11 protein-coding genes and 1 tRNA gene are annotated in these 20730 nt (G+C 63.4%); 5 read left to right on the top strand and 7 right to left on the bottom strand.

From position 1 onward, the window contains the following. Window positions 1–1014, bottom strand: a complete 1014-nt coding sequence (locus tag LRQ04_RS10095; protein ID WP_235519962.1) for a zinc-binding alcohol dehydrogenase — start codon at window positions 1012–1014, stop codon at window positions 1–3. A 114-nt stretch (window positions 1015–1128) separates the two neighbouring features. Here LRQ04_RS10095 and LRQ04_RS10090 point away from each other — a divergent pair. After that, window positions 1129–1218, top strand: a tRNA-Ser gene (locus LRQ04_RS10090). Window positions 1219–2560: 1342 nt separating this feature from the next. Here the strand turns inward: LRQ04_RS10090 and LRQ04_RS10085 are convergent. From LRQ04_RS10085 to LRQ04_RS10065, 5 genes are all read right to left on the bottom strand, one after another. Further along, on the bottom strand, window positions 2561–3121 hold the full coding sequence (locus LRQ04_RS10085) for a DUF805 domain-containing protein (protein WP_235519961.1): 561 nt from the start codon (window positions 3119–3121) through the stop codon (window positions 2561–2563). Between the two features lie 273 nt (window positions 3122–3394). Next, complete coding sequence (locus LRQ04_RS10080) at window positions 3395–3745, bottom strand: hypothetical protein (protein WP_235519960.1); 351 nt, start codon at window positions 3743–3745, stop codon at window positions 3395–3397. A 79-nt stretch (window positions 3746–3824) separates the two neighbouring features. Continuing rightward, window positions 3825–4202, bottom strand: a complete 378-nt coding sequence (locus LRQ04_RS10075; RefSeq protein WP_235519959.1) for a hypothetical protein — start codon at window positions 4200–4202, stop codon at window positions 3825–3827. An 889-nt stretch (window positions 4203–5091) separates the two neighbouring features. Beyond that, window positions 5092–5826: a hypothetical protein gene (locus LRQ04_RS10070; RefSeq protein ID WP_235519958.1), complete on the bottom strand. Its 735-nt coding sequence runs from the start codon at window positions 5824–5826 to the stop codon at window positions 5092–5094. Window positions 5827–5902: 76 nt separating this feature from the next. Further along, the gene (locus tag LRQ04_RS10065; protein WP_235519956.1) at window positions 5903–10651 is read right to left on the bottom strand and encodes a DUF6531 domain-containing protein; all 4749 of its coding nucleotides are present in this window, start codon (window positions 10649–10651) and stop codon (window positions 5903–5905) included. On the opposite strand from LRQ04_RS10065, the gene LRQ04_RS10060 reads away from it, so the two are divergent. Next, entirely contained in the window at window positions 10638–11492 is an 855-nt protein-coding gene (locus LRQ04_RS10060; RefSeq protein WP_235519955.1) for a hypothetical protein, read from the top strand. The two genes, LRQ04_RS10065 and LRQ04_RS10060, sit on opposite strands and share 14 nt — an antisense overlap. A gap of 197 nt (window positions 11493–11689) precedes the next feature. Here LRQ04_RS10060 and LRQ04_RS10055 read toward each other — a convergent pair whose 3' ends face one another. Continuing rightward, entirely contained in the window at window positions 11690–11971 is a 282-nt protein-coding gene (locus LRQ04_RS10055; RefSeq protein WP_026547649.1) for a hypothetical protein, read from the bottom strand. A gap of 232 nt (window positions 11972–12203) precedes the next feature. Here LRQ04_RS10055 and LRQ04_RS10050 point away from each other — a divergent pair, with 232 nt between their 5' ends. The 3 genes from LRQ04_RS10050 to LRQ04_RS10040 are packed head-to-tail and all read left to right on the top strand — an operon-like array spanning window position 12204 to window position 20723. Beyond that, window positions 12204–15065 (top strand): hypothetical protein, encoded by a 2862-nt coding sequence (locus LRQ04_RS10050; RefSeq protein WP_235519954.1) that lies wholly within the window; start codon window positions 12204–12206, stop codon window positions 15063–15065. Next, window positions 15062–16405, top strand: a complete 1344-nt coding sequence (locus LRQ04_RS10045) for a hypothetical protein (protein ID WP_235519953.1) — start codon at window positions 15062–15064, stop codon at window positions 16403–16405. The genes LRQ04_RS10050 and LRQ04_RS10045 overlap by 4 nt, the downstream gene beginning before the upstream one ends. A gap of 25 nt (window positions 16406–16430) precedes the next feature. After that, window positions 16431–20723, top strand: a complete 4293-nt coding sequence (locus tag LRQ04_RS10040; RefSeq protein ID WP_235519952.1) for an FtsK/SpoIIIE domain-containing protein — start codon at window positions 16431–16433, stop codon at window positions 20721–20723. Window positions 20724–20730 lie beyond the last annotated feature (7 nt).

Below are 20730 nucleotides of genomic sequence, written 5' to 3'. Positions count from 1 at the left end.
TTAATCCTCCGGGTTTGGGTATGCGACCACATGGCAGAAGCCGCCGGGCTGTTCGAATAATTTAGCGAGAGTGGCGGGCAGGTTCCGGAACTGGCATTCGCTGGTCAGGAACGTGTCGAACAGCGGATCTTTCAACTGGTTCGCCGCTTCCTGCAGGCGCTGTGCGTTGGTTCGCCGGTGTCTTCTTGGGAGGGCGACGGCGCCGACCTGGCTGGAGCGGATGTTGAGCCTGCGGGCGTGGAAGTCCTCACCGAGCGGGAGGGTGACTTCCTTGTCCGCGAACCAGGAGAGTTCGATGACGTCCGAGTCGTCGCCGGCCAGTTGGAGGCTCAGTTTGAGGCCTTCGTTGGACGCGGAGCAGTGGAAGACGATGTCGTTGTCGTCTTTCGCGTTGGCGGGGAGGGCAAAATCGATGCCGAGTGTTTGCGCGAGTTTTTGCTTCTCCGGGTCCGCGTCAACCATTTGCAGGCGACCGAGCGGGTACTTCCGCAGGAGTGTCGCCAGGACGCCGCCCACCAAACCACCACCGACGACGGCGACCCGGTCACCCAGGCGCGGCCCCGCTTCCCAGAGGGCGTTAATGGCGACTTCGACGATGCCTGTGAGAACGGCGCGCTTGGCCGGGACATCCTCAGGAATGACGGTGAGGTTGCTGGTGGGAACAACGTAGAGGTCTTGGTGTGGGTGGAGGCTGAAGACTGTTTTGCCGATCCATTCCTCCGGGCCTTGCTCTACTGTGCCGACGCTCAGGTAGCCGTACTTCACGGGGCCAGGGAAGTCGCCTTCCTGGTGCGGTGCCTGCATCAGGTCAGCCACCCGTTCCGGGACGCGGCCTTCGTGGACCACACGCTCGGTGCCCCGGCTTACGCCTGTGTAGAGGGTCCTGACCAGGGCTTCGCCTTCTTTCGGCGCCGCGATCGTTTCGGTGCGCATTTCGCCGTCGCCTGTCTTGGTGACCCAATAGGCGTGGGCTTGGAGTCCTGGTTCGTGTTCCTGTTCACGCGAGATAGTCATGATGCTTACGAATCTATCGGTGTGGGGCTGCGGACGGAAGTTGGCGCGTGTTCCCGGGCCCGCATCCAGGCCGTTTTGGGGAACCGGGCCCAACTCCGGTACCCTATTTCAGTTGGTGACGTGTCCGAGCGGCCGAAGGTGCAACACTCGAAATGTTGTTTGGTGTAAAAGCCAACGTGGGTTCAAATCCCACCGTCACCGCCAATGAGAAAGGCCCTGCTTCCCTTTGATTACAAGGGAGGCGGGGCCTTTTGCTCTATCGCAGAGAACAGGGCTTCGACCATCCGAAGGCGCTCATGCGTGCGACTTGAGCAAACGAGAGGACCGGTGCTGGAGCGGGACACCGGACGGCAAGGCCGCCAGGGGCGAATCCAGACGGACCACGTCCCGGACAAGTACCTCCCGCGAGAGACCCCCGCTCGCCTGATCACCAGTCAAGGACCCAGAAGGACCCCGCGACTCATGGCCACGGGGTCCTTCTGTTGGCTGCCGCACGCGGTTTGCGCTTGCCATCGCCAGGTGTGATCACCTCCGGACAAGTCGGGCAGGCATTACCGTACTAATCTGTACTCCCGTGCAGTAGGGATACCCTTTCTGAGGTCTTTGGTCACAACCCGCGAAAACCAGCCGAGATCGAAGTCGTATTCACTACCCACGCTGAACGATGACGCGACCGCGTCCTGTGAATCGAAAGTCACGCCACGGGATATATAAATCTTTCCGCAGTTTGATGTCTCGATGAGAACGCCCGCTGCGGAGGCCGATCCTCGGGTCCCTCCTGAACTGGATTTAGCGTCTGCGGAGACTATCTTGCATCGCAGACTCTCCACAGCAATGGAATCAAGTGCCGGCATCATCAAGTAAAGTGCGGTAATTGCCAGAAGTGCGATACCGGGCCACTTCCAAAACCACTTCAATTTTGGTCGGCCGGAGGGATGATTCCGACCGCTGCCCCTCACCATCGCTTCTTTTCCTGTTCTGTGCCGCACCAGTGAACACGAAGTTATCCCGCCAAGCGGTAGCCTCGCGCTGACGGGATCCCGCTCCCCAGATCCTTCATCACGACGCGCGAGAACCAACCCAGATCAAATTCGAACACGCTGCCTTTTATGAAAAACGACGCAATCTTCTCTTTGTTTTCGAAAGTTACTCCTTGGGACACCGAGATGCTTCCGCAATCAGAAGTCTGCACTAAAACACCGGCAGTAGATGCCGACCCCCTCGAACCGCCTGAACTCGTACGCGGCTCAGCAGAAACCACCTCGCATCGAATACTTTCTACGGCAATGGAGTCCCATACTGGAATGAGGAGAACGAAGATACCCGCGAGGAGTATGAGGACTCCTGCTACCTGCCATAGCCTCTGAAACTTCCGCCTGGGAGCCTTGCCTTCAGAAGGTCTATTTCTCTTGGACATCGTCTTCCTGTCACACCGGCGCCTGTAACTGGATGGTGCTGGATTAAGTGCATCTGGCTGTTCCGCAATTGCACCGGGAACGCATCGGTCTGGCGCCGTTCACGCAGTGAGGAGTATTGCCGTCGCCCGTCAGCGGGGGTCGAAGCGCCGGCCTTCCGCCTTGGACGGCATAAGCGCGAGAATCAAAACAGCCAGTCCGCCGACCATCGGAACAAGCCCAACGAACGCAAGCGGACCCGCAAGATTTGCATCATGCAAACGCCGCCAAAGCAACGACAGCTGAGGCACCACAATGGCCAGCCCCAGAACGACGACGAGAATGAAACCTGCCACCATGAGGCCTCCAGTCGGGGCGTTCACAATACCAGGAGCGGCCTCATAGAACACTTCTTTCCCGGTGGCCGGATCGAAACCCATGGATTGCACCTTAGGGTTCTGCTGAGCCCAGGCAGTACTGGCCACGAACCCGATGGTCATCATGAGGTATGGGACAACCATCACCAGGAAAACGAAAAGCTGACTCCACCAGAACTCACTCCGCGAGGCGCGACCAGCGAACTTCGCATACTTGGCAAAGAACCGCTTCACCGACTTACCAAACGATGCGCCATATAGAGGACCAACCAGCTCGCCCGAACCTGCAACCTCCGCTACGCCTCCGCCTGCAGAATCAGCAGTCTTAATATCCATCTGTCTTCATGTCCTTCCCAGAAACTATCTATAGAAACCAACAAACAACTATCTTCCACATGCAATCGTTCTGCGCCGCAATAATCACATCCGTAGAAGATAATTTGAATGAGCAGAACGAATAACCACGGGTCGGAAGTGGAAACCTCACGCATCTTTAGAACTGCCCGGGTGCACCGGTTAGGCACGCCTTGACTCGAGCTATCCCAGCATCGCGTCAGTCGTCAAGGCAAGCCTCCCGACCCTCAAAACTGATGAGCAGCAGCGTGCTACTCACCTAAAATATCCACTCTCATCCAGCACTATCACGGCTAGAAATGCCTGGAAGGAAATACACACCAGAATGGTAGCCGGGCCCGAAATAGAAACCAGCGCACGCGCCTGGCCACGAGTAGGATGGGTCGTCAATAGCCGTTCAGAAATCCAAAACATTAGTATACCCAGTGCGCACAATAGTAGAAGTAGGACTGCGGGAATCGATCCGCCATGATAGGCCACTTCAGCACTCAACGGAGCATTCATGAAAACAAATGTAGTAATACCAGCGCTCACCAAGAAACCAAATAGACACATGATGTCCAGGTAGTTACTTGTCTTTTTCTCCAATCGAATGCTTCCTTCCATTAGACCTCCCCGCCGACCCTCCTTTTGGCAACTCAAGCCATTTGGAGCCCGGAACACAAGTACGGTCACCAGCTGAGCGCTAACGCTCTTCTCCGGCGGTCAGTGTCAGTCCAACCAATAGGCCAAGAGGACAGCCCGTCCACAGCGCACCCCCCGTCAAGCCAATCACCGGGATAACATTAGAAAGAGCTGCGAAGGCTAAGCTGCCTAAGATGATGGTGGCAGCAAACGACAGCGTGGCGGCGAAGTTGGATTTCCAATACGTTACACATCCAATGCCAAGGGCGCTAGCGATAAGGACAATATTGTTAGCAATCCACACGGATATTCCAAACTCTTCAGTCCTTTTCACGCACAGAACCAGCATGAGAATTCCCGGTATAATGGCGCCGGTCCAGTAATACCATTCAGGAGCGACTCGCTTGCTGGGCACATACACCCTCAACTTCGGGATCATTTAGTTCGCTTCCACAACTTATCAACAACGACATTTGTGCTCAACCCCTCGCTCCCTTCAATACTTCAGTATTCACACCCGCAGCTGCTCCGACCAGGGCCATTCCAATTGGCCCCCACCTCCTGTGAACATCAGAACCACACCCACAGCGATGGCGGCCCCGCGGCGACGTATCCAAACCCGGAAAGCGACCTCAACGAGATGCCGTCTCCACCCAAGGCCGGAAATTCACGCCACCACAAACGAAAAGAAATACTAACTCCCTAAGTAACCACCAGCAGTGAGGATGGACTGACCCATAACCCACTGGCCAGCAAGACATGCCATGATCATCGCTGTTCCTAGAATGTAGGTCCCGATGCGAGATCCTTTTCTCATCCGGTGCGCATCGGGCTTTCTACCGGACCGCCAAAAGAGGAAGAGCACAAGAAACACAATGAGCATGGCCATCTGCATTGGAATCCCATTGCCGGAGCGATCAAACCTGCCATTGTAGGGCATTCGCGTATCCCAAGAGACGTGAGTGAATACAAACACTGCAATACCTACACAAAGCAATGCGACAATCACGCAGAGAATGTCTATATATCTACAAGCTTTCCTTCCCAATCGCAGATCTTCCTCCGTCAAATCATCCTTTGCCTCCGAATTCCCCTTTGCACCATTCTCATCATCTACCACAGTGGCGCCCCTGTTCCTTGCTTTACGACTTCATTGCACGACAAGACCTGCGCCCCGTTCCCGGTTCCGGTCCCGGTTCCGGCGGACTATCGGTTGAGGAGGCCGCGGCGGCACGTAGAATGAAGTGAGCCGTCCGCGTAATCCTTGAGGATGCATCCCACGCAGCTCGCAAGACGCGGCGCGGACTCCGAGTTCGTTTTCCGCCTTTCTAAAGAAAGCGCAGCTCCTGAGCTTGAGGGCCCCCTTCCCACTCCCATCCGGCTAGAGCTTTTGCCCCTTGGGTCTCGAAGAATCCATCGAGAGCTTGTTCTGCCACCGACGTGGGGACGTTGACGCTCCGGGGCACCCATCCAACCAAGCCCTGCTTGTCCAAGGCCACAGGGATTTCTCCGTTCTGGTGGGGCACACGGGTCAGTACACGCATGGTTGATACATCACGTTCGTCGTCAATTACGTGGACAACATATCCTTCGCTGGCGTCACCCCAGGCCTCGAAGCGCCGGTGGCCCAGAATAACGAGGAATCGACCATCACTAAGACTCTTCCATTCTCCCAGGCGTGCAAGCGCGCTCCTCTTGGCAGCGTTCACATCGGAGATGGACTCGCCCGCAACAATCCACGTGGTCGGCGAAAATTTTTCCCTCATGCCTGCACGCAGGAACGCGATCTCCCTGCCCATCGAGTACCCGATAGCCATCACAGGACCACTTACCAGAGCAAGACCCCGCCACGGATCAGGCATCGCGAGCAGAAGTCCCATAGCCAGCGCAATGAGTACATATATAGCCCACCCCGGACCTCTGGCCCCAGTGAAGATCCCAACCCCGCCACTCAACAACAAGCCCAGTGCCACTACCAAAGCCGACGCTGTCACGTTCTGGCCGGGCCAGTATCCGAACAACAAAACCAACAAAAGCACCAGTAGGACAGCGGGGATCGACATCCTCAACCAAAATTCACGGGGCCCACCAGCACCACGCACTTGAGCAGACTCTCCGTTGTTCATAGAACTCCGTCACCTAATTTCCCGTAACCACAAACTTGCCTATATCCAGCCCAGATCCTGTTGTAGCGCCAAATAATGATGAACGAACAAGCGCGAGGGAGTTCGGTCCGCCGCTCATCAGCCCGGTAACAGTACTGACGTTCGTCCGCGCTGCTTGTTGGAGTGTACTGGAGACCGAGGGCCCGCCTGGCAGATGAGTCAGAGCTCCGCCGGTGAGGCCGGACCAGCCGACGTCTCCCCAACTCACCGATTCCCCGGAAATGAACTTGTCGGTGACCGTACCAGCGATCGCGCCTCCGCTTCCGAGGAGTGTAGTGGCCCCGGCGGCTTGAAGAGTCGGCCTCGCGCCAGCGGCAGTCAGAGTGTAGGCGCCGTAGCCACCTGCACGCGCCAGCGTTCCACCGGCCGGCCCTGCCAAGCCTCCCACGGCACCGCTAACGGTCCCTCCGACAACAGACCCGGCTAAACCCCTCCAGCTGTCGACTCGACCACCGTGTTTGATGAGATAGGTAGCCCCGCCTCCGACAGCACCGGCGGCACCATTGACACCAGCATTCACGGCAACATAACTTCCCAGCCTGGAAACAGAGGAAGCCGTGGCAGCGGCTGCTCGTCCGGCAGCCAGTGCTCCACCGCCCAGCAAGCCGACGGCCCCCATAGCAGCCGATTGGGCCCAGTTGACCTGGCCGGTGGTTGCTTTTTGGATGACGACGTCGGCGCCAAAGCTCATCAATCCCATGCCCGCGACTTGTCCGCCGGGGACGAACATCAACACGGCCCCACCCACCACAGCGGCACCGCCGACCACGTATTCCCAGTTATCTTTCCACCAGTCTCCTGCTGCGGCGAGGGCGCCGCGGGAGGAGCCGTCGTAGGCTTTCAGGTCCGCGTCCGTGAGGGGTCGCAGGCCGGTGGGGTCGGTGGTGTTGAGGGGGTTGTTTCCGGCGTAGGCGTAGGGGTTCCCGTCCCAGCCCGCGCCGAGGACAGGGGCGAGGGGGTCGGTGGAGAGGAATCCCCGGGTGGCCGGGTCATACGCCCTGGCGCCGAGCCATTCCAGTCCCGCGATGCCGATCCCGCCACCGGCGGTCAAGGAGATCCCGGCGGGCAACACACCACCCAGCCCGGCGCCAACACCGGCACCAGCCGGCCCGGCACCGTTTGTTACCGGGCTACCTGGGGTGGGGGTGGTGGGGGTGCCGAGGACGGCCCAGGGGTCGTGTTGGTCGGTGGGGCGGGCGGCACGCCACCCGGGCGCGGTGAAAGCGTCACCGATGCCGGTGACACCGCCGGGCAGGGACAACACCTGGGTGCTGTTGGCGGCGGCGAGGGTCGGGACGGGTGCTGCGGTGTCCCACCACAACCGGGTTCCGTCCACGGCGGCGAGTTCACCGAGCGCGTCTACGTGCAACCGGTGCCGGGATACCTCGGCCCCGTCACGGTTCTTTGCGAGGGTGCCGGTGAGGTAGCCGGTGGGGCCCCAGGCGTATTCGGTCCAGGACCCGTCCGGCCCGATCACCCTGCCCCGGCGCCCCAACCCGTCATACACGTACTCGGTGACAGAACCGTCAGGTTCCGTCACCGCAAGAAGCTGGCCTGCGGCGTCGTACTCAAACGTGCGGGCCCCGGCGGGGGTGGTTTCGCTCAGCAGCCGCCCACCGGCATCGTACTCCCACCCCACCACCGCAGAAGTGGTTCCTGTTTCGGTGGTGGTGACGGTGGTGAGTTGCCCGGCGGTGTCGTACCCGTACCGGGTGGTGACCCCGCCCCGGGACAGGGCAGTGATCCTGCCGCCGTCCTCACGCCCGATCAGGGTCGCGTCCGCAGACCCCGGGTCATCGGTGGTGGTGCGGGTGTGCTCGATCAGTGCCCCGTCCCGGTACACCCACGACTGCGCGTACTTCCCGGCGGTCGCCGAAACGATGCGCCCGGAGGCATCGTGGGTGAACGTGGCATCCCCGAGCAACGGATTCGACACGGCCGTGACCCTGCCGGCGGGGTCACGGGTATAGCGGGTGGTCCCGGCACCGGTGGTGAAACCGGTCCGGTTCCCGTCCCCGTCGTACTCCCACGTCAGTGTCTGGTCACCGGTGGACTTGCGGGTGAGGTGCCCGCGGCGGTCGAAGCACAGTTCGTGTTCGACCGCGTACCCGGCCCCGCCCGTATGGTCGGTGATAACGAGCCTGCGGGCGGGAAGGTCGCGTTCGATGGCGGTGACCAGGGCACCGTCCACCGAGGTGGTCGCTTCCCGCCCGGCCGTGTCATAGGTCCAGGTGGTCGTGTGCCCGTCCGGGTCCGTTTGGGAGATCTGCCGCCCGGCCGGGTCATACCTGGCGGTCGTGACACGGCCGAGCGGGTCAGTGACCGTCTCGACCTGGTCCGTGGCCGTGTACGTCCGAGTGGTGACCCCACCGGTGGGGTCCGTGATTTTTGTGAGGCGGCCGCGGGTGTCGTACTCGAACAGGGTCCTGCCACCCACCCCGTTCGTCGTGGCCACCAGTTCCCCGGCGGTGTTGTAGGTGAAGCGGCGGGTCCCGTACCAGGGATCCTGGGAGAAGGTCAGCCGCCCGCACTTGTCGTACCCGTACCGGGCCGTGCCCTCCCCGGGGGTGTGCCTGGCGGTCAACCGGCCGCAGGCGTCGTAGACGAACGTCTCGACCTCCCCGCCCGGCAGTCTCCTCGCCGTCAGGCGCTGGTCCGGGTCGTAAGAGAGCTCGGTGAGGGCCCCGGCCGGGTCAATGCTCTTCCACGGCCGGCCGCAGGAGTCGTACTCGTACCGGGTCACGGCCCCGGTCGGGGAGGTGATCGAGGTGATCTTCCCCGCCGCGTCGCGGCCCAGGACCGTCAACCCGCCCTCACCATCAACCAACTCGACCGGGTTCCCCGCCGCGTCATAAGACACCAACTCCGCGGACCCGTCCACGGACTCAACCCGGGTGGGGCGGCCGTACTCATCAAAACTGAAGGCGGTGGTGGTGAAGGCGTCGGTCAGGGACGCGGTCCCGGCCGTCCGGTCGGTGACCGCCCCGGTCCGGACCCCGGTCGGATCCACGACGGCGGTCAGCGCACCGACCGTGTCGTACTCCCGCACCCAGTCATGCCCGGCAGGGTCCGCGACCGAGACCAGCCGGGAGAGGTTGTCGTGGGTGAACCCCCACCGACCCCCGTCCGGCAACACCGCGGCCGTGAGGTTCCCCAGCTCATCAAACACCCGCTCCACGACCCGGCCGAGCGGGTCCGTGGTGCTCACCAGTTCACCATGGGGCCCGTACCCGAACACGGTCCGGCCCCCGTCCGGGGCGATCACCGCGGTGGTCCGGCCCGCGGTGTCATGCTCGAAAGACCAAACTGCCCCGTCCGGGTCCACCCGCCGCACCAACACCCCGGCAGCGTCATAACTGAACCGTGTCTCCGCCCCCGACGGGCTCACCGCGGTGACCGGGCGCCCGGCCTGGTCCCGGATGATCCGGGCCACATCGCCGGCGGCGTTGCGGGTCGCGGTCAGGTCACCGAAGTCGTCGTACTCGAACCCGATCGTGACCCCGGCCGGGTCCGTGACCTGGGTCAGGAGCCCGTCCCGCCACCCCAGTACGGTCCGGCCACCCAACGCATCCACGACCGCGGACGGGTCCCGGGACAGCTCGTCAGCGTACTCATACGTCACGGTCGCGCCGGTAGCAGTCACCAAGGTGATCAGACGGTCCTGGTCGTCCCACCCATATGTCAGGTCAGCGCCCTCCGGGGTCACCGTGCGGGTCTTCCGGCCCCGTGCGTCATACCCGTGGACCGTGACCGCACCATCACGCTCCGTCAAGGACACCAGATTCGAGTGCCCGTCATAGGCCATGGACTGGCGCCGGTCCTCCGCGTCCAGGACCCCCACCAGGCGGCCCTTGGAATCCGCAACCCACGAGTTCGACCGGGACCCGTCCTCATCCGAGACCACCGTGACCCGGCCCGGCAAATACGCGAACCGTGTCCGCCGCCCATGCTGTGTGACCTGCATGATGACACGTCCGTGCTTGTCATACGTGTTCTCGGCCTCCACCACACCCGCAGCAGACACCACCGAGGAGATCAGCCCAGCCTCGTTCCACTCATACACCCGCGTGCCGGCCTCCGTGCCCACACTGGTCAGCCGGCCCTCGGCGTCGTACCCGTACTGCACCCGGCGCCCGTCCGAGGAACGCACCACACCAACAACACCGTCGACGTAATCAAACTCCACGAACCGGCCCCGCACATGCACCAACCGGACAACCACCCCCGCCCCACCATCGAGACCGTCACCGCGGTCCGCGGCAGAACCTGATGATGTGTGGCGGTGGGCGGAGATGGTCCGGCCGGGCCCGGCCCCGGTCCCGAGCCACACCCCGCCGGTCGTGTAAGCCCACCAGGCGCCCTGGTTATCGGCCACGACCAACACCTCACCGACGCCTTCGGGCACCGAGGTCAGCTCCCCGAGGAACGGTGTCGTGGCGGGGTGGCGGGTGAGCCAGTAATTCTCCCCGACGGCGCGGGCCCAGCCGGCCCCTTCGCGGGGGAAGTCCACCGCCCGGCCGTCAGCCAGCACCCAACGGCACCCCTCATCGGACATGACCAGGTGCTGATCCAGCACCGAGGCCCACCCCGGACCAAACACCCCAACAGTGTCCAGGCCGGAACCGAGGGAGTTATACATCCGGGTCACCGCCAGGTCAGCTCCCGCCCCGGCGAACCCCAAATCGGTTTCGGGTTCAATGAAGTTCCCCGTGGCCGTGTTCACCGGATCATTCGCATACCCGCTCGTGGGCATCGCCCCGGCCGCCGTGGGCGGATCAATGACCAACCCGGCCCGGGTCCCCGAAACCCCCGCCGCGGCCAACGCCTCGTTCACCGCAGCGTCCGACAGGGTCGAAACCGCGCCCTCGCTGCCGGCAGCAGCGAACGCGTCCGCGACCACCACCGCCCACGCCGCGTCCGCCTCATTCAACCGCAAATACTGCCGGAACGCCGCGACCACACCAGCCGCCTCGATCCGGCCCCAGGAACACTGCCCCGCGAACGAGGACAACTCCCCCTCCAAAGACCCCGGCACCGACGCCACACCCTCATCCAGGCCCCGCGAGCCAGCCGCGAACGAACGCAACGACTCCGGACGCGCCGAAGACACCCCACCCCCGAACCCGCCACCCGGACCAGGGGTGTCCCGGGACCCCGGCACCGGAGACGGAGAAGGGAACGACGGCGCACTGCCCGGCTCCATATTCGGACGGGCCTCCTCACCCCACAGACTGTCCCCGAACTGCTCAAGCCAATTCCGGTTGTTATGCCGCCGCACCCACTCGTTATTCCGCCGCCGCCGGTCATCCTCGTCCCGCGCCGCCGAAATCATCGTCCCCACATACCCCGCCACCGTCCGCAACGCCGCCGCCAAAGACTCCGCGTCCCGGGACGCCGTAGCCGCGTTCGCGGCAAACACCTCCGAAAAATGCCCCCGGAAATCCTCCCCCGCCCCCGACACCAACGGCCCCCGCGACCCCGAAAGCTCCAAAACCCGCGACGCCGCAGACTCAAAAGCACCCTTCACCGACTCAGCAACCCCATACACAAACCGGCCACCATGACCAGCCCCGGAATCAGGCAACAACGGCATCTCAACGAACTCGGTCACAACCACAGCCCCCCACAGAACAAGAACGCGAACACAACCAACAAACCCACCCAAACCAGCACAACCACACAGCGCAACGGCCAGGTGACCGTGCCGCAACCTCAGCGCAGCACGATCACCCGGCCCCTCACACTCACACCAACAAACGAATCAAGCCCCGCCACCAGCAGAGAAAATATCCTGCGAAATCTTCTGCAACTGACCCCGCAACTGCTCCAACTCCTCCTTGGCCTTATCCAACGCAGCCTTCGTCTCCGGCCACGTCGAACCACGGAACTCAGCAGCCAACGGACCATCCCACACATTCGGATCCGACAACACACGACCCTGCGCATCCAACGCCGAAATCTGATCCGTAAAACCACCAGTAATAATCGACTGCACCTGACCAATAGCAGCCTTGGCCTGCTCAGTAGACAACACACGCGACATAGAACTTTCCTCCCAATAAGAACAATCGCTTCACAACCAGACCCAAAGCCCGGCAACAGACGCCACCAAACTACCAACACCACCCAATAAATCCAACAACCAGACAAACAAACTGTGGAAAACAGCTGGGTGGCGTAACCTGCAGTGACGCTCAGGGACCCGATTAGTCCATTCGCCAGCGCAACCCCGTATGATACTCACGGCACCGTGAACGGAATGAGGGGGACGATCCATGCCCAGGCAGGCTAGTTTTGACCAGTACAACCCGGGGCGTCGCATCCCTCCGGGTCGCGCTCTTGGCATCGCATTGGTTGCCCTGGGAATGATCGCGACAACATCATGCACCCCGACTCCCAAGCCCGAGCCGGTGGAGAACCCCGTCAAGCTCCTGCAGAGCGTCCGCGTAGGCCTGTCCTCCGCCGCGGGAGTGCACACGGTAGAAGGCACCACCATCTCGGTCTCTGCGACGGGGGAATCCTCTGCGGAGAACGCCACGTACGACGCCGCCCAAGTAGTGGGCGAACTACCGGTCCGGGTGAGCCTTCAATACCGCGCCGGAGACAAGTCGGGCTCCGACCTCGCCGAGCTCAAAGGCCATACCGGTCCGGTGGAGATCAACTTGACGCTCGAGAACCTCACCGTCAAGCCACAGACCATCCAGTACGACGCCGCAGGCCAGGCCCGTTCCGACACCGCTCTGGTGGGCGCGCCACTGACCGTCGCCGCATCGACGAAACTGCCGGGTCTCCGGGCGGACGACGTCACTCCGGGCTCTGCCGATGGCGCCACCGGGACCAACGGTGTCCTGAGCAGCACCGAGGATGGCGCCACCGTCGTCCAATGGGCCACCGTGCTCGCTCCCCCACGCTCCGGTGCCAGCACCACGCTGCGTCTCGCCGCGGACGTGAAAGACTTCCAGGTTCCCGAAATCGATGTGGCCGTGCAGCCGGGCCTGAACACGGACCTCAGTGCCAACGGAGTACTTGCCAGCGCGTTTTCCTCGGGTTCGGGTTCGGAGATGGAACTTCAACGGCGCACCATCTCGGTGGTATCGGACGTCAACACGGTCCTGGCGAAGGCCGGATCCACCATCACCGAGGTCCGCCGTAACCTGCAGGCAACGTCTCAAACCCTTGGAGCCAAGACAGCGGGCGAGCTCCGCGACAACTCACAGGCCTTGGCCGGGACAATGAATGACCTGAAGCAGCAACTGAAGGTTCTGGGCTCGGACCTTGAGGCATCAACAAACGCCACCCAGTCCACCACCATGTCCCAGCTGAAGCTGACGGTCTCTGCCGTGGACGCGATGCTTGGCGACACCTCCGCCACACCCCCGGTAGCGCCCATCACCGGTGACGGTTGCACCGCTGAAGTGGCCAAAGCGGCACCCGCGGCCACGGTGTACTCCAGCGTCCTCACCATGTCTTCACAACTGGATGCCTACGCGAAAGTCAGCGCAAGTTGCCGGGACACCGTAGCCAGCGCCCTCAAAGCCACCATGGGTCCCGAAAACCCGAGCCAGGCCGAGTGCGCAGCACAGGGTTCCATGACGTGTTCACTCTACGGTTCGGCCGTGACTGTCACCGGTGCGCTTCTGGGCTTGGTGCAGAAGGGCGACGAACTGGTTTCCGGCCTTCAGCCGCAGGTCATTGAAGGCGCGATCAAAGACCAGGCGAGCTCCGCCGTCGCACTTGAAAAGGTGCGCACCGACCTCGGTGCGATGCTTGACGGCTCCGGGACGTCCCAGGATTACAGCAAGGCACTCGCGGCGCTGGAGGCGGCGATCAAGTCGTCCACTGACTCTGCAACCGCGACCCGTAAAGCCGCCACAGCGGCCCAAAACAGCGTTGATACCCTCAGGCAAAAATTGCTCACCATCGCCACGCGTGCCAAGACGGCCAAGGGCGAATTGGGCCAGGGATCGTGGCTGAACGGCTCCATGCTACAGCAGAACCAGAAACTGGCTGATGAACTCTGCAAACTGTCCGACAACGGCCTCATCCCCGGCAAGGGCAAGCTCTCTGCCAAGGACGTTGAGCGCCTGCGCTCCTACCTGACTTCGGTTCCCTGCGAACCGACCGATGCAAACGGCAATCCTTCACCCCAGCTGAACACGCCCCCGGGCTTCAAGGAACCTCTTGACGTCCGGCTGGAGGGCCAGTCAGCTGCCTGGGACGAAATCCTTGCAGCCACCGATACCACCGCTGCTGACCAGGCGATTGGCCAGGCATTCACAGCCCTGGGGACCACTTTCGACGATGCCGATACCAAGCTCGAAGCGGTTAAGTCAGCAGTCAAAACGCTCGACGGCGCCGCAACCGGAAGCGTCAACGGCACCAAAAAGGGACTTGAGTCCCTGGACGCTGCCCTCGCCAAAGCGATCGACTCCTCCGGCTCCGTGACAACAGCGCTTGCGAAGTTGAAAGAGCAGCAGGACATGCTCGGCGACAAGATCAAAGAGTCACTCCGCGACGTTTCGGCTGAAACCGCCGCAGAGGTCTACAAAACCGTGGGCGAACAAGTGCGCCAGGTTGCTGAAATCGGGGCCGCCAGCTCCGAGGCCGTCACCACCGCGTTCAACCGGTCCATTTCAGGGCTGAAGACCACCTCGGATGACGTTGTGAAGGATGCCGAGGGAACCGTCAACAAGCAGCGGGACGAGTTATTGGGACAGAGCGGTGAACTCGCGGCCGCGGTGTCCAAGAGCACCAAGGCTTCCTTGGACAACATCGCCTCCAGCACGGCAGGGTCCACCCGGGACGTTGAAGGCGCCAGCGCCCTTCTGGCTTCCAGCCTCAACAAAGTGATGCTGGATCTTGGCGACCGCTCCGTGAACGGATCGGGTCTGCTCGGCTCCATGGCAACCAGTGCGGCGAAAGCGGACACCGCCGACTTCCAGTTGGCCTTGGCCTCCCAAAACGCAGAAGGCTACGCCAACATCCGTTCACGCGATGTCGCGGGCCTCCTGCTTCGGCAGGCACAGTTCAAAGCCTCTCTCACTGCCATGGACGAACTGCCACCGTTCAAGCTTGAAGTTCCCGAAGGTGCGACCTCCCAAACCCTGTACACACTGAAGATCGGCGGCGCGGCATGAGCCCCCGGAACCGTCTCCTCGCCCTGATCGCTGCGGGAGTCGCCGTCGTGGTTGCTGCCGCCGTGGTCCTGACCCTGACGCTGAACCGCCCGGCGGAGGCGCCGCGGCCCGATCCCGTTGCCGCCACGGTTCCCGTAGCGCTGAAGGCTGACGGCCTGCCGTCAGACTTTTCGATCGGCGTCGTCATGACCTTCGGCCAGTTCGGCGAGCCCGGCACCGAATACAACCGCGCAGCACAGGGCGCGGTGGTTGCAGCTCAGCGTTTCGGCCAAAGTGGCGCAAAAGTCGCCCTTCCAACCCAGAATGACCGCGGCACGGAGGACGGCGCCCGCGCCGCCGTCGCGGCGTTGGCGGATCAGGGAGTATCCGGCGTCGTCGTGGCGAGCACCGGTCCGCAGGCCGTTGCGGCTGCAAAAGCGGCCGAGGAGCGGGGTGTCCCGGTGATCCTGCCGTACGCACAACCGTCCGAACCGGGACAAGCAACCTGGACCACCGGCTCAACAGCAGCCTCGGTGGAGGGCGCCCTCCAAAAAGCCCTGAACGGCAAGAACCGGGTGTTGTGGGTCAACGACGGCGGACCGGCCCCCGCGTCCGTCGCTGTCGCCGACACACTGGCACTTGAGGGCTTCCCCGACGCGGCTGGCCTGGCCCAGGAAGCGGCGATCCGTACAGGTGACCAGCTCCGTCCGCCGTCGAAGGATGCGCCGGCAGGCGCTGAAGGCATCCGGACAGCGAACCCGGCGGACGCCGTCGTGGTGTCAGCGGCAACGCCGCAGCGTTTGGCGAAGCTGGTCCAGGCCCTGCAGTCACGTGATGTGTCAGTGCCGCTGGTGCTTCCCGACGGCGCCACCAGCCCCGCGTTCGCGTCCTCGCTTTCCGAGCTGGACGGCACAGCTTCCGGTCAGCTGATCAGTGTTGCTGCAGCGACGGGCGACGCAATCGCCCTCCAGCAGGACGCGCAGGGACGCGGAATGTCCGCTTTCCTTTCCGGCATCAGGTTGGCCACAGGGAATCCGGAGATCAAGAACCTGACGGACGACAACCCGTTCTCTGCAGACGCCTGGGCCGCTGATGCGCGCAGCCATGACGCGATCGTGGCCCTGGTCCGGGCAGGTGCACTGGCCGGGAGCAAGGAACCGTCGAAGGTCGCAGCGTCGCTGCGCACCCTGTCCTTCGGCCCCGGGGAAGGCCTCGCCGGACCCGACCTGGACTTCACGCGATCGCAGGCGCTGACCGCTGAAGCAACTCCGGTCTACGCCTCTCCCCAGGATCTGGGTCTTCGTCCGGCGGACGAGAAGGCGCCTCGGCTCGTCTGGGTACCGGCACCAGCCAACCCTTAACCAACCACTACAGTAGGAGCTCCCGGTGCGTGTGCTGATCGACCTGGACGATCGTCGATTCGAGTGCGAGGTTGCCCGTGCCGCGCCCGCCACCACGTTGTCCGACCTCGTGGAGGCCGCCGGCGGACCACGGGTTGCTCCTGATGAGCCGGTGTTTGTCAATGAAACAGAGGTGCGTGGGGCGACGCCGCTGTCCGAGCTGATTCTGCTGGAAGGCAGTCGGATCTCCCGTGCGCCGTGGCCGGTGCCGCAGCGTGTCCGCGGTTGGACCCTGACGCTGGCCGGCGGTCAGCGGACGGGAGGCGTGGTGGACGTTCCCCGGAACCGGGACATGCTGATCGGCAGGTCGCCCCACGCTGACCTGAGTCTCCCCACCGAAAGCGCGTCGTGGGATCACTTCCGGATCCACCGCGAGGAAGATGACGCGCTTCGTGTGCTGGATGGCGGCTCCACCAACGGCACGTTGGTCAATGGGGAACCTGTAGGCGAGGACGGAGTCCTTGTCACGCAAACGGCCACGATCACGGCAGGCGGAACGGTCCTGCTCCTCCGCCCGGCGTTGGAAGAGACGCCCGCTCCGGCACCCGGCAGCCTGCATAACCTGACACCCGCATCAACGGCCCCGTTCAACAGGCCACCGCGCCCCGGGCGCGCGCCGGCCGGTGATCCGTTGGTTCCCCCGGCCCGCAAGGACGTACCGGCGGCGAACAAATTCAGTTACATCACTGTGCTGGCTCCATTGGTCATGGCGGTCGCGATGGTCATGATCCTCAAGGACATGCGCTTCGCCATGTTTGCCATGCTCAGCCCGGTGATGGCGGTGGGCATGTGGTTTGAGCAGAAGCGCCGCCACGCCCGCGGCCTCAAGGAAGAGGCAGAGCGTTTCGATGGTGCGCTCAAGGAATTTGAGCAGCAGGTCCGCAAAGCCGCAGAAGTGGAAACTGCACGACGCCACCGGATGGTCCCCGATCCTGCAACAGTGGTTCGGCGTCCGGCCCTTCCGGCCACTTCCCTGTGGCAGCGACGTGCCGACTCAGACGACTTCCTGGCCTTGCATGCAGGTACGGGTGACGTGCCGTGGAAGCCGGAAGTTGATCGGGCCGCGGGCTCGCGCCCGGACGAAAAGGTCAAGGAAACACTTTCGGCCGCGAGGCTGCTGGCCGCCCCTGTGCTGGTGGACCTGACCGACGCCGGCGTGGTGGGCATTGTTGGTTCACGGGAGGGAGCATTGGCGTTGGCCCGCTCCCTGGTGGCCCAGGCCGCGGTGCATGTAGGTCCGGCAGACCTGACCATAGGTGTGTTCTGCGACGCCGGGCGGGCCGACGAATGGGAATGGGCGTCCTGGCTCCCGCACACACGCCAAACAGGCAGCAGCACCGGCGAGCGCTGGATGTCAGCGCATCGTGAAACCAGCCTTGCCATGTTGCGGACACTCAAGGATTCCGTGGAGGAACTGCCCACCCCGGCGCTCATGGTGGTCCTGGATTCCGATGTGCTGACCGAGGGCAGGGATGCTCCGGCCCGTGCGTTGCTCGGCATGGGCCGCTCCGTTCCCGGCGGCCACGTCAACCCGCAGAAGCGCCCGCCCCGCGTGGCTGGAATCGTCATCGCGACGTCCGAGGAGCAACTGCCTGCCTCCTGCACCACCATCATCAGGGTAGGTGCCGACGCCGCCGCAACGGTGGACCAGCCCGAGGACCTGACCCGCGTGGAGGACGTCATCCTGGCGGGCCTCGACCAGGAAGAGGCCCTGCGGTGCGCTACCCGCCTGGCACATTTTGACGACCCTGAGCTCAGCGTCCCCGGCGCCTCCCTGCCCTCGTTGGTCCGGCTGCCCGGCCTCCTGGGCTACGAACGCCCCGACGCAGCCACGGTTCGCCGTCTGTGGCAGGCGCCCTCGGGCGTTTCCACACCTATCGGCACCGGGGAAAACGGGCCCCTGACCCTGGACCTCGTCAAGGACGGCCCACACGGTCTGGTGGGCGGCACCACCGGATCCGGCAAATCCGAATTCCTGCGCTCACTTGTAGCCGGCCTCGCTGCCCGCAACGATCCAACCCGCTTGAACTTCATCCTGGTCGACTTCAAGGGTGGCGCCGCTTTCAAAGCCTGCGAACGCCTCCCCCACACCATCGGAACCATCTCCAACCTGGATGAGCAACTCGCAGACCGGGCCCTGATCGCCTTGGAGGCTGAGATGGAGCGCCGCCAACGGGTTTTTGCGGAGGCAGGCGAGGGGATCGACAACCTCAGCGCCTACCTGGCGACGAACCCGGCCGAGCCGATGCCCCGCCTGCTGCTGGTAGTCGATGAGTTCGCGATGCTGGCCAAGGAATTCCCGGATGTGCTCACTGCGCTTGTCAGCATTGGCGCAGTGGGCCGCACCTTGGGCGTCCACATGATCCTGGCCACCCAGCGTCCGGCGGGCGTGGTGAGCGATGACATCCTCGCCAACACCAACCTCCGCGTGGCGTTGCGTGTCCAGAGCCGCGATGACTCCAACAACGTCATCGGAGTACCCGCCGCGTCCGCGATTGGCCGGGCACAGATGGGGCGCGCCTTCGTGAAGCTTGGCCAGGACGACATCACGCCCGTCCAGACCGCACTGGTCACCGGACAGGCGCAGCTCGACGGCGGTCCCGCCGTCGACGTCCGGGACATCCGGCAGTTCGGCGTCCCCGCGCCCGCACCGGCACTTGCCCGGTCTGCTGCCTCGGACGAGAACGACCTGGACCTCCTGATCGACGCCGTTGTCGAAGCGAACGCTGAGGCCGGCTACGCCCCTCCCCGCCAGGTCTGGCCGGAGGCATTGGGCGAACGCGTTGAGCTGGAAGGATTTATGGCGGACACCGCTGCGACAGGGACTGGAACCGTTGACCTTCCAAGGGTCGGGCAGGTGCAAGGGTCCAGCGTCCTGGTCACCCTTCTGGATGAACCGGAGCTGCAGCGTCAGTCCGCGGCCGGGTGGGACATGTCCGTTGGGAATTTGATGCTGATGGGCGTTGCCGGCTCCGGTACCAGCACCACCCTCGCGTCCATCGCCCTTGCCCTTGCCAAGGACGCCGATCCGGCAGATCTTGACCTGATGATCCTGGACATGGGATCCGGGGACCTCGAATCACTGAAGCGCCTGCCCCACGCGGTGGCATATGTGGGAACCGGCGCCGGTGCCAAGGAGCAACAAGCGCGCTTCCTGCGGCACCTGAACACTGAATTGGAGAGCCGAAGGGCAGCGCCGGGTACGCATCGCCGGACCGTGGTGCTGATTGACGGCCTGGCATCCCTGCGCGATGAGTTCCAGGACTTTGAAGGGCAGCAGCTCCTGGGCCTGTTGTACCGGGCGTACGCGGACGGGCCGGCCCTCGGGTTGTCCTTTGCTGTGACCACTACCCGTGCCAAGGCCGTTCCCTCTGTCATGAACGAGGTCACCCTGCAGAAATGGCTGTTCCGGCTCGCCGACAACTACGACTACTCCTCGCTGGGCGTCCGGGCGAAGAACGTTCCCGCGGCGCTCCCCGGACGGTGCGTGGACCCTCGTACGTCCTTGCAAATGCATGTTGCAACGCCCGAAATCGGCCTGGAGGCGGCCGTGGACCGTGTGCGGCAGATCTGGGGGGACGCACCCGCCAAGACCACGGCGATCAGGAGCCTGCCCACCGACGTCACCATGGCCGATCTGGGCGTGAAACCACAACTCGAAACTGAGCCTTGGCACATCCCGGTGGGAATCCGTGAAACGGACCTGGCCCCTGCCTTCCTGGAAATCTACGAGGGTGAGCATGCCCTGATCGCCGGACCGGCCCGTTCGGGAAAATCCACCCTGCTCCTCGCCCTGGCCGATGCTGTCCGGGGCGCGGCCACCTCCCGGGGACCCGCGCAGGTCTGGGCTATCTGCGACCGCCGCTCACCGTTGGCCAGTGCTGACCTGGACCGTACAGCCGTGGGGACGGACGAGATTCCGGCGTTGCTGGCTTCCCTGCGGATCGAGCGCGCCCCGGTGTTTTTGTTGATCGACGACGCCGAACGGTTCGAGGACACCGATCAGTCCATCGCGGGAATCGTGGCCTCCGGACCTCCGGGACTCTGCATCATTGCTTCAGGTCGTGCCGCTGACCTCCGCGGACTGTACAGCCACTGGACCAAGTCCATCCGCAAGTCCCGGCTGGGCGTGCTTCTCCAGCCGGACGTCAATTACGACGGCGAACTGCTGGGTGCCACTCTTCCGCGAAAGGCGCCCGTAGCATTGACCGCCGGACGCGGGTACTTAGGGGTGGGCGGGCAGATGTCGCTGATCCAGTCAATAAGCCCGGGCAGCTAGGGAGGGT

This window comes from Paenarthrobacter sp. AR 02 (assembly GCF_021538675.1).
Taxonomy (GTDB): Bacteria; Actinomycetota; Actinomycetes; order Actinomycetales; family Micrococcaceae; genus Arthrobacter.
The sequence above is the reverse complement of the archived record's forward strand: the minus strand, read 5'-3'. Positions and strand labels throughout refer to the sequence as shown.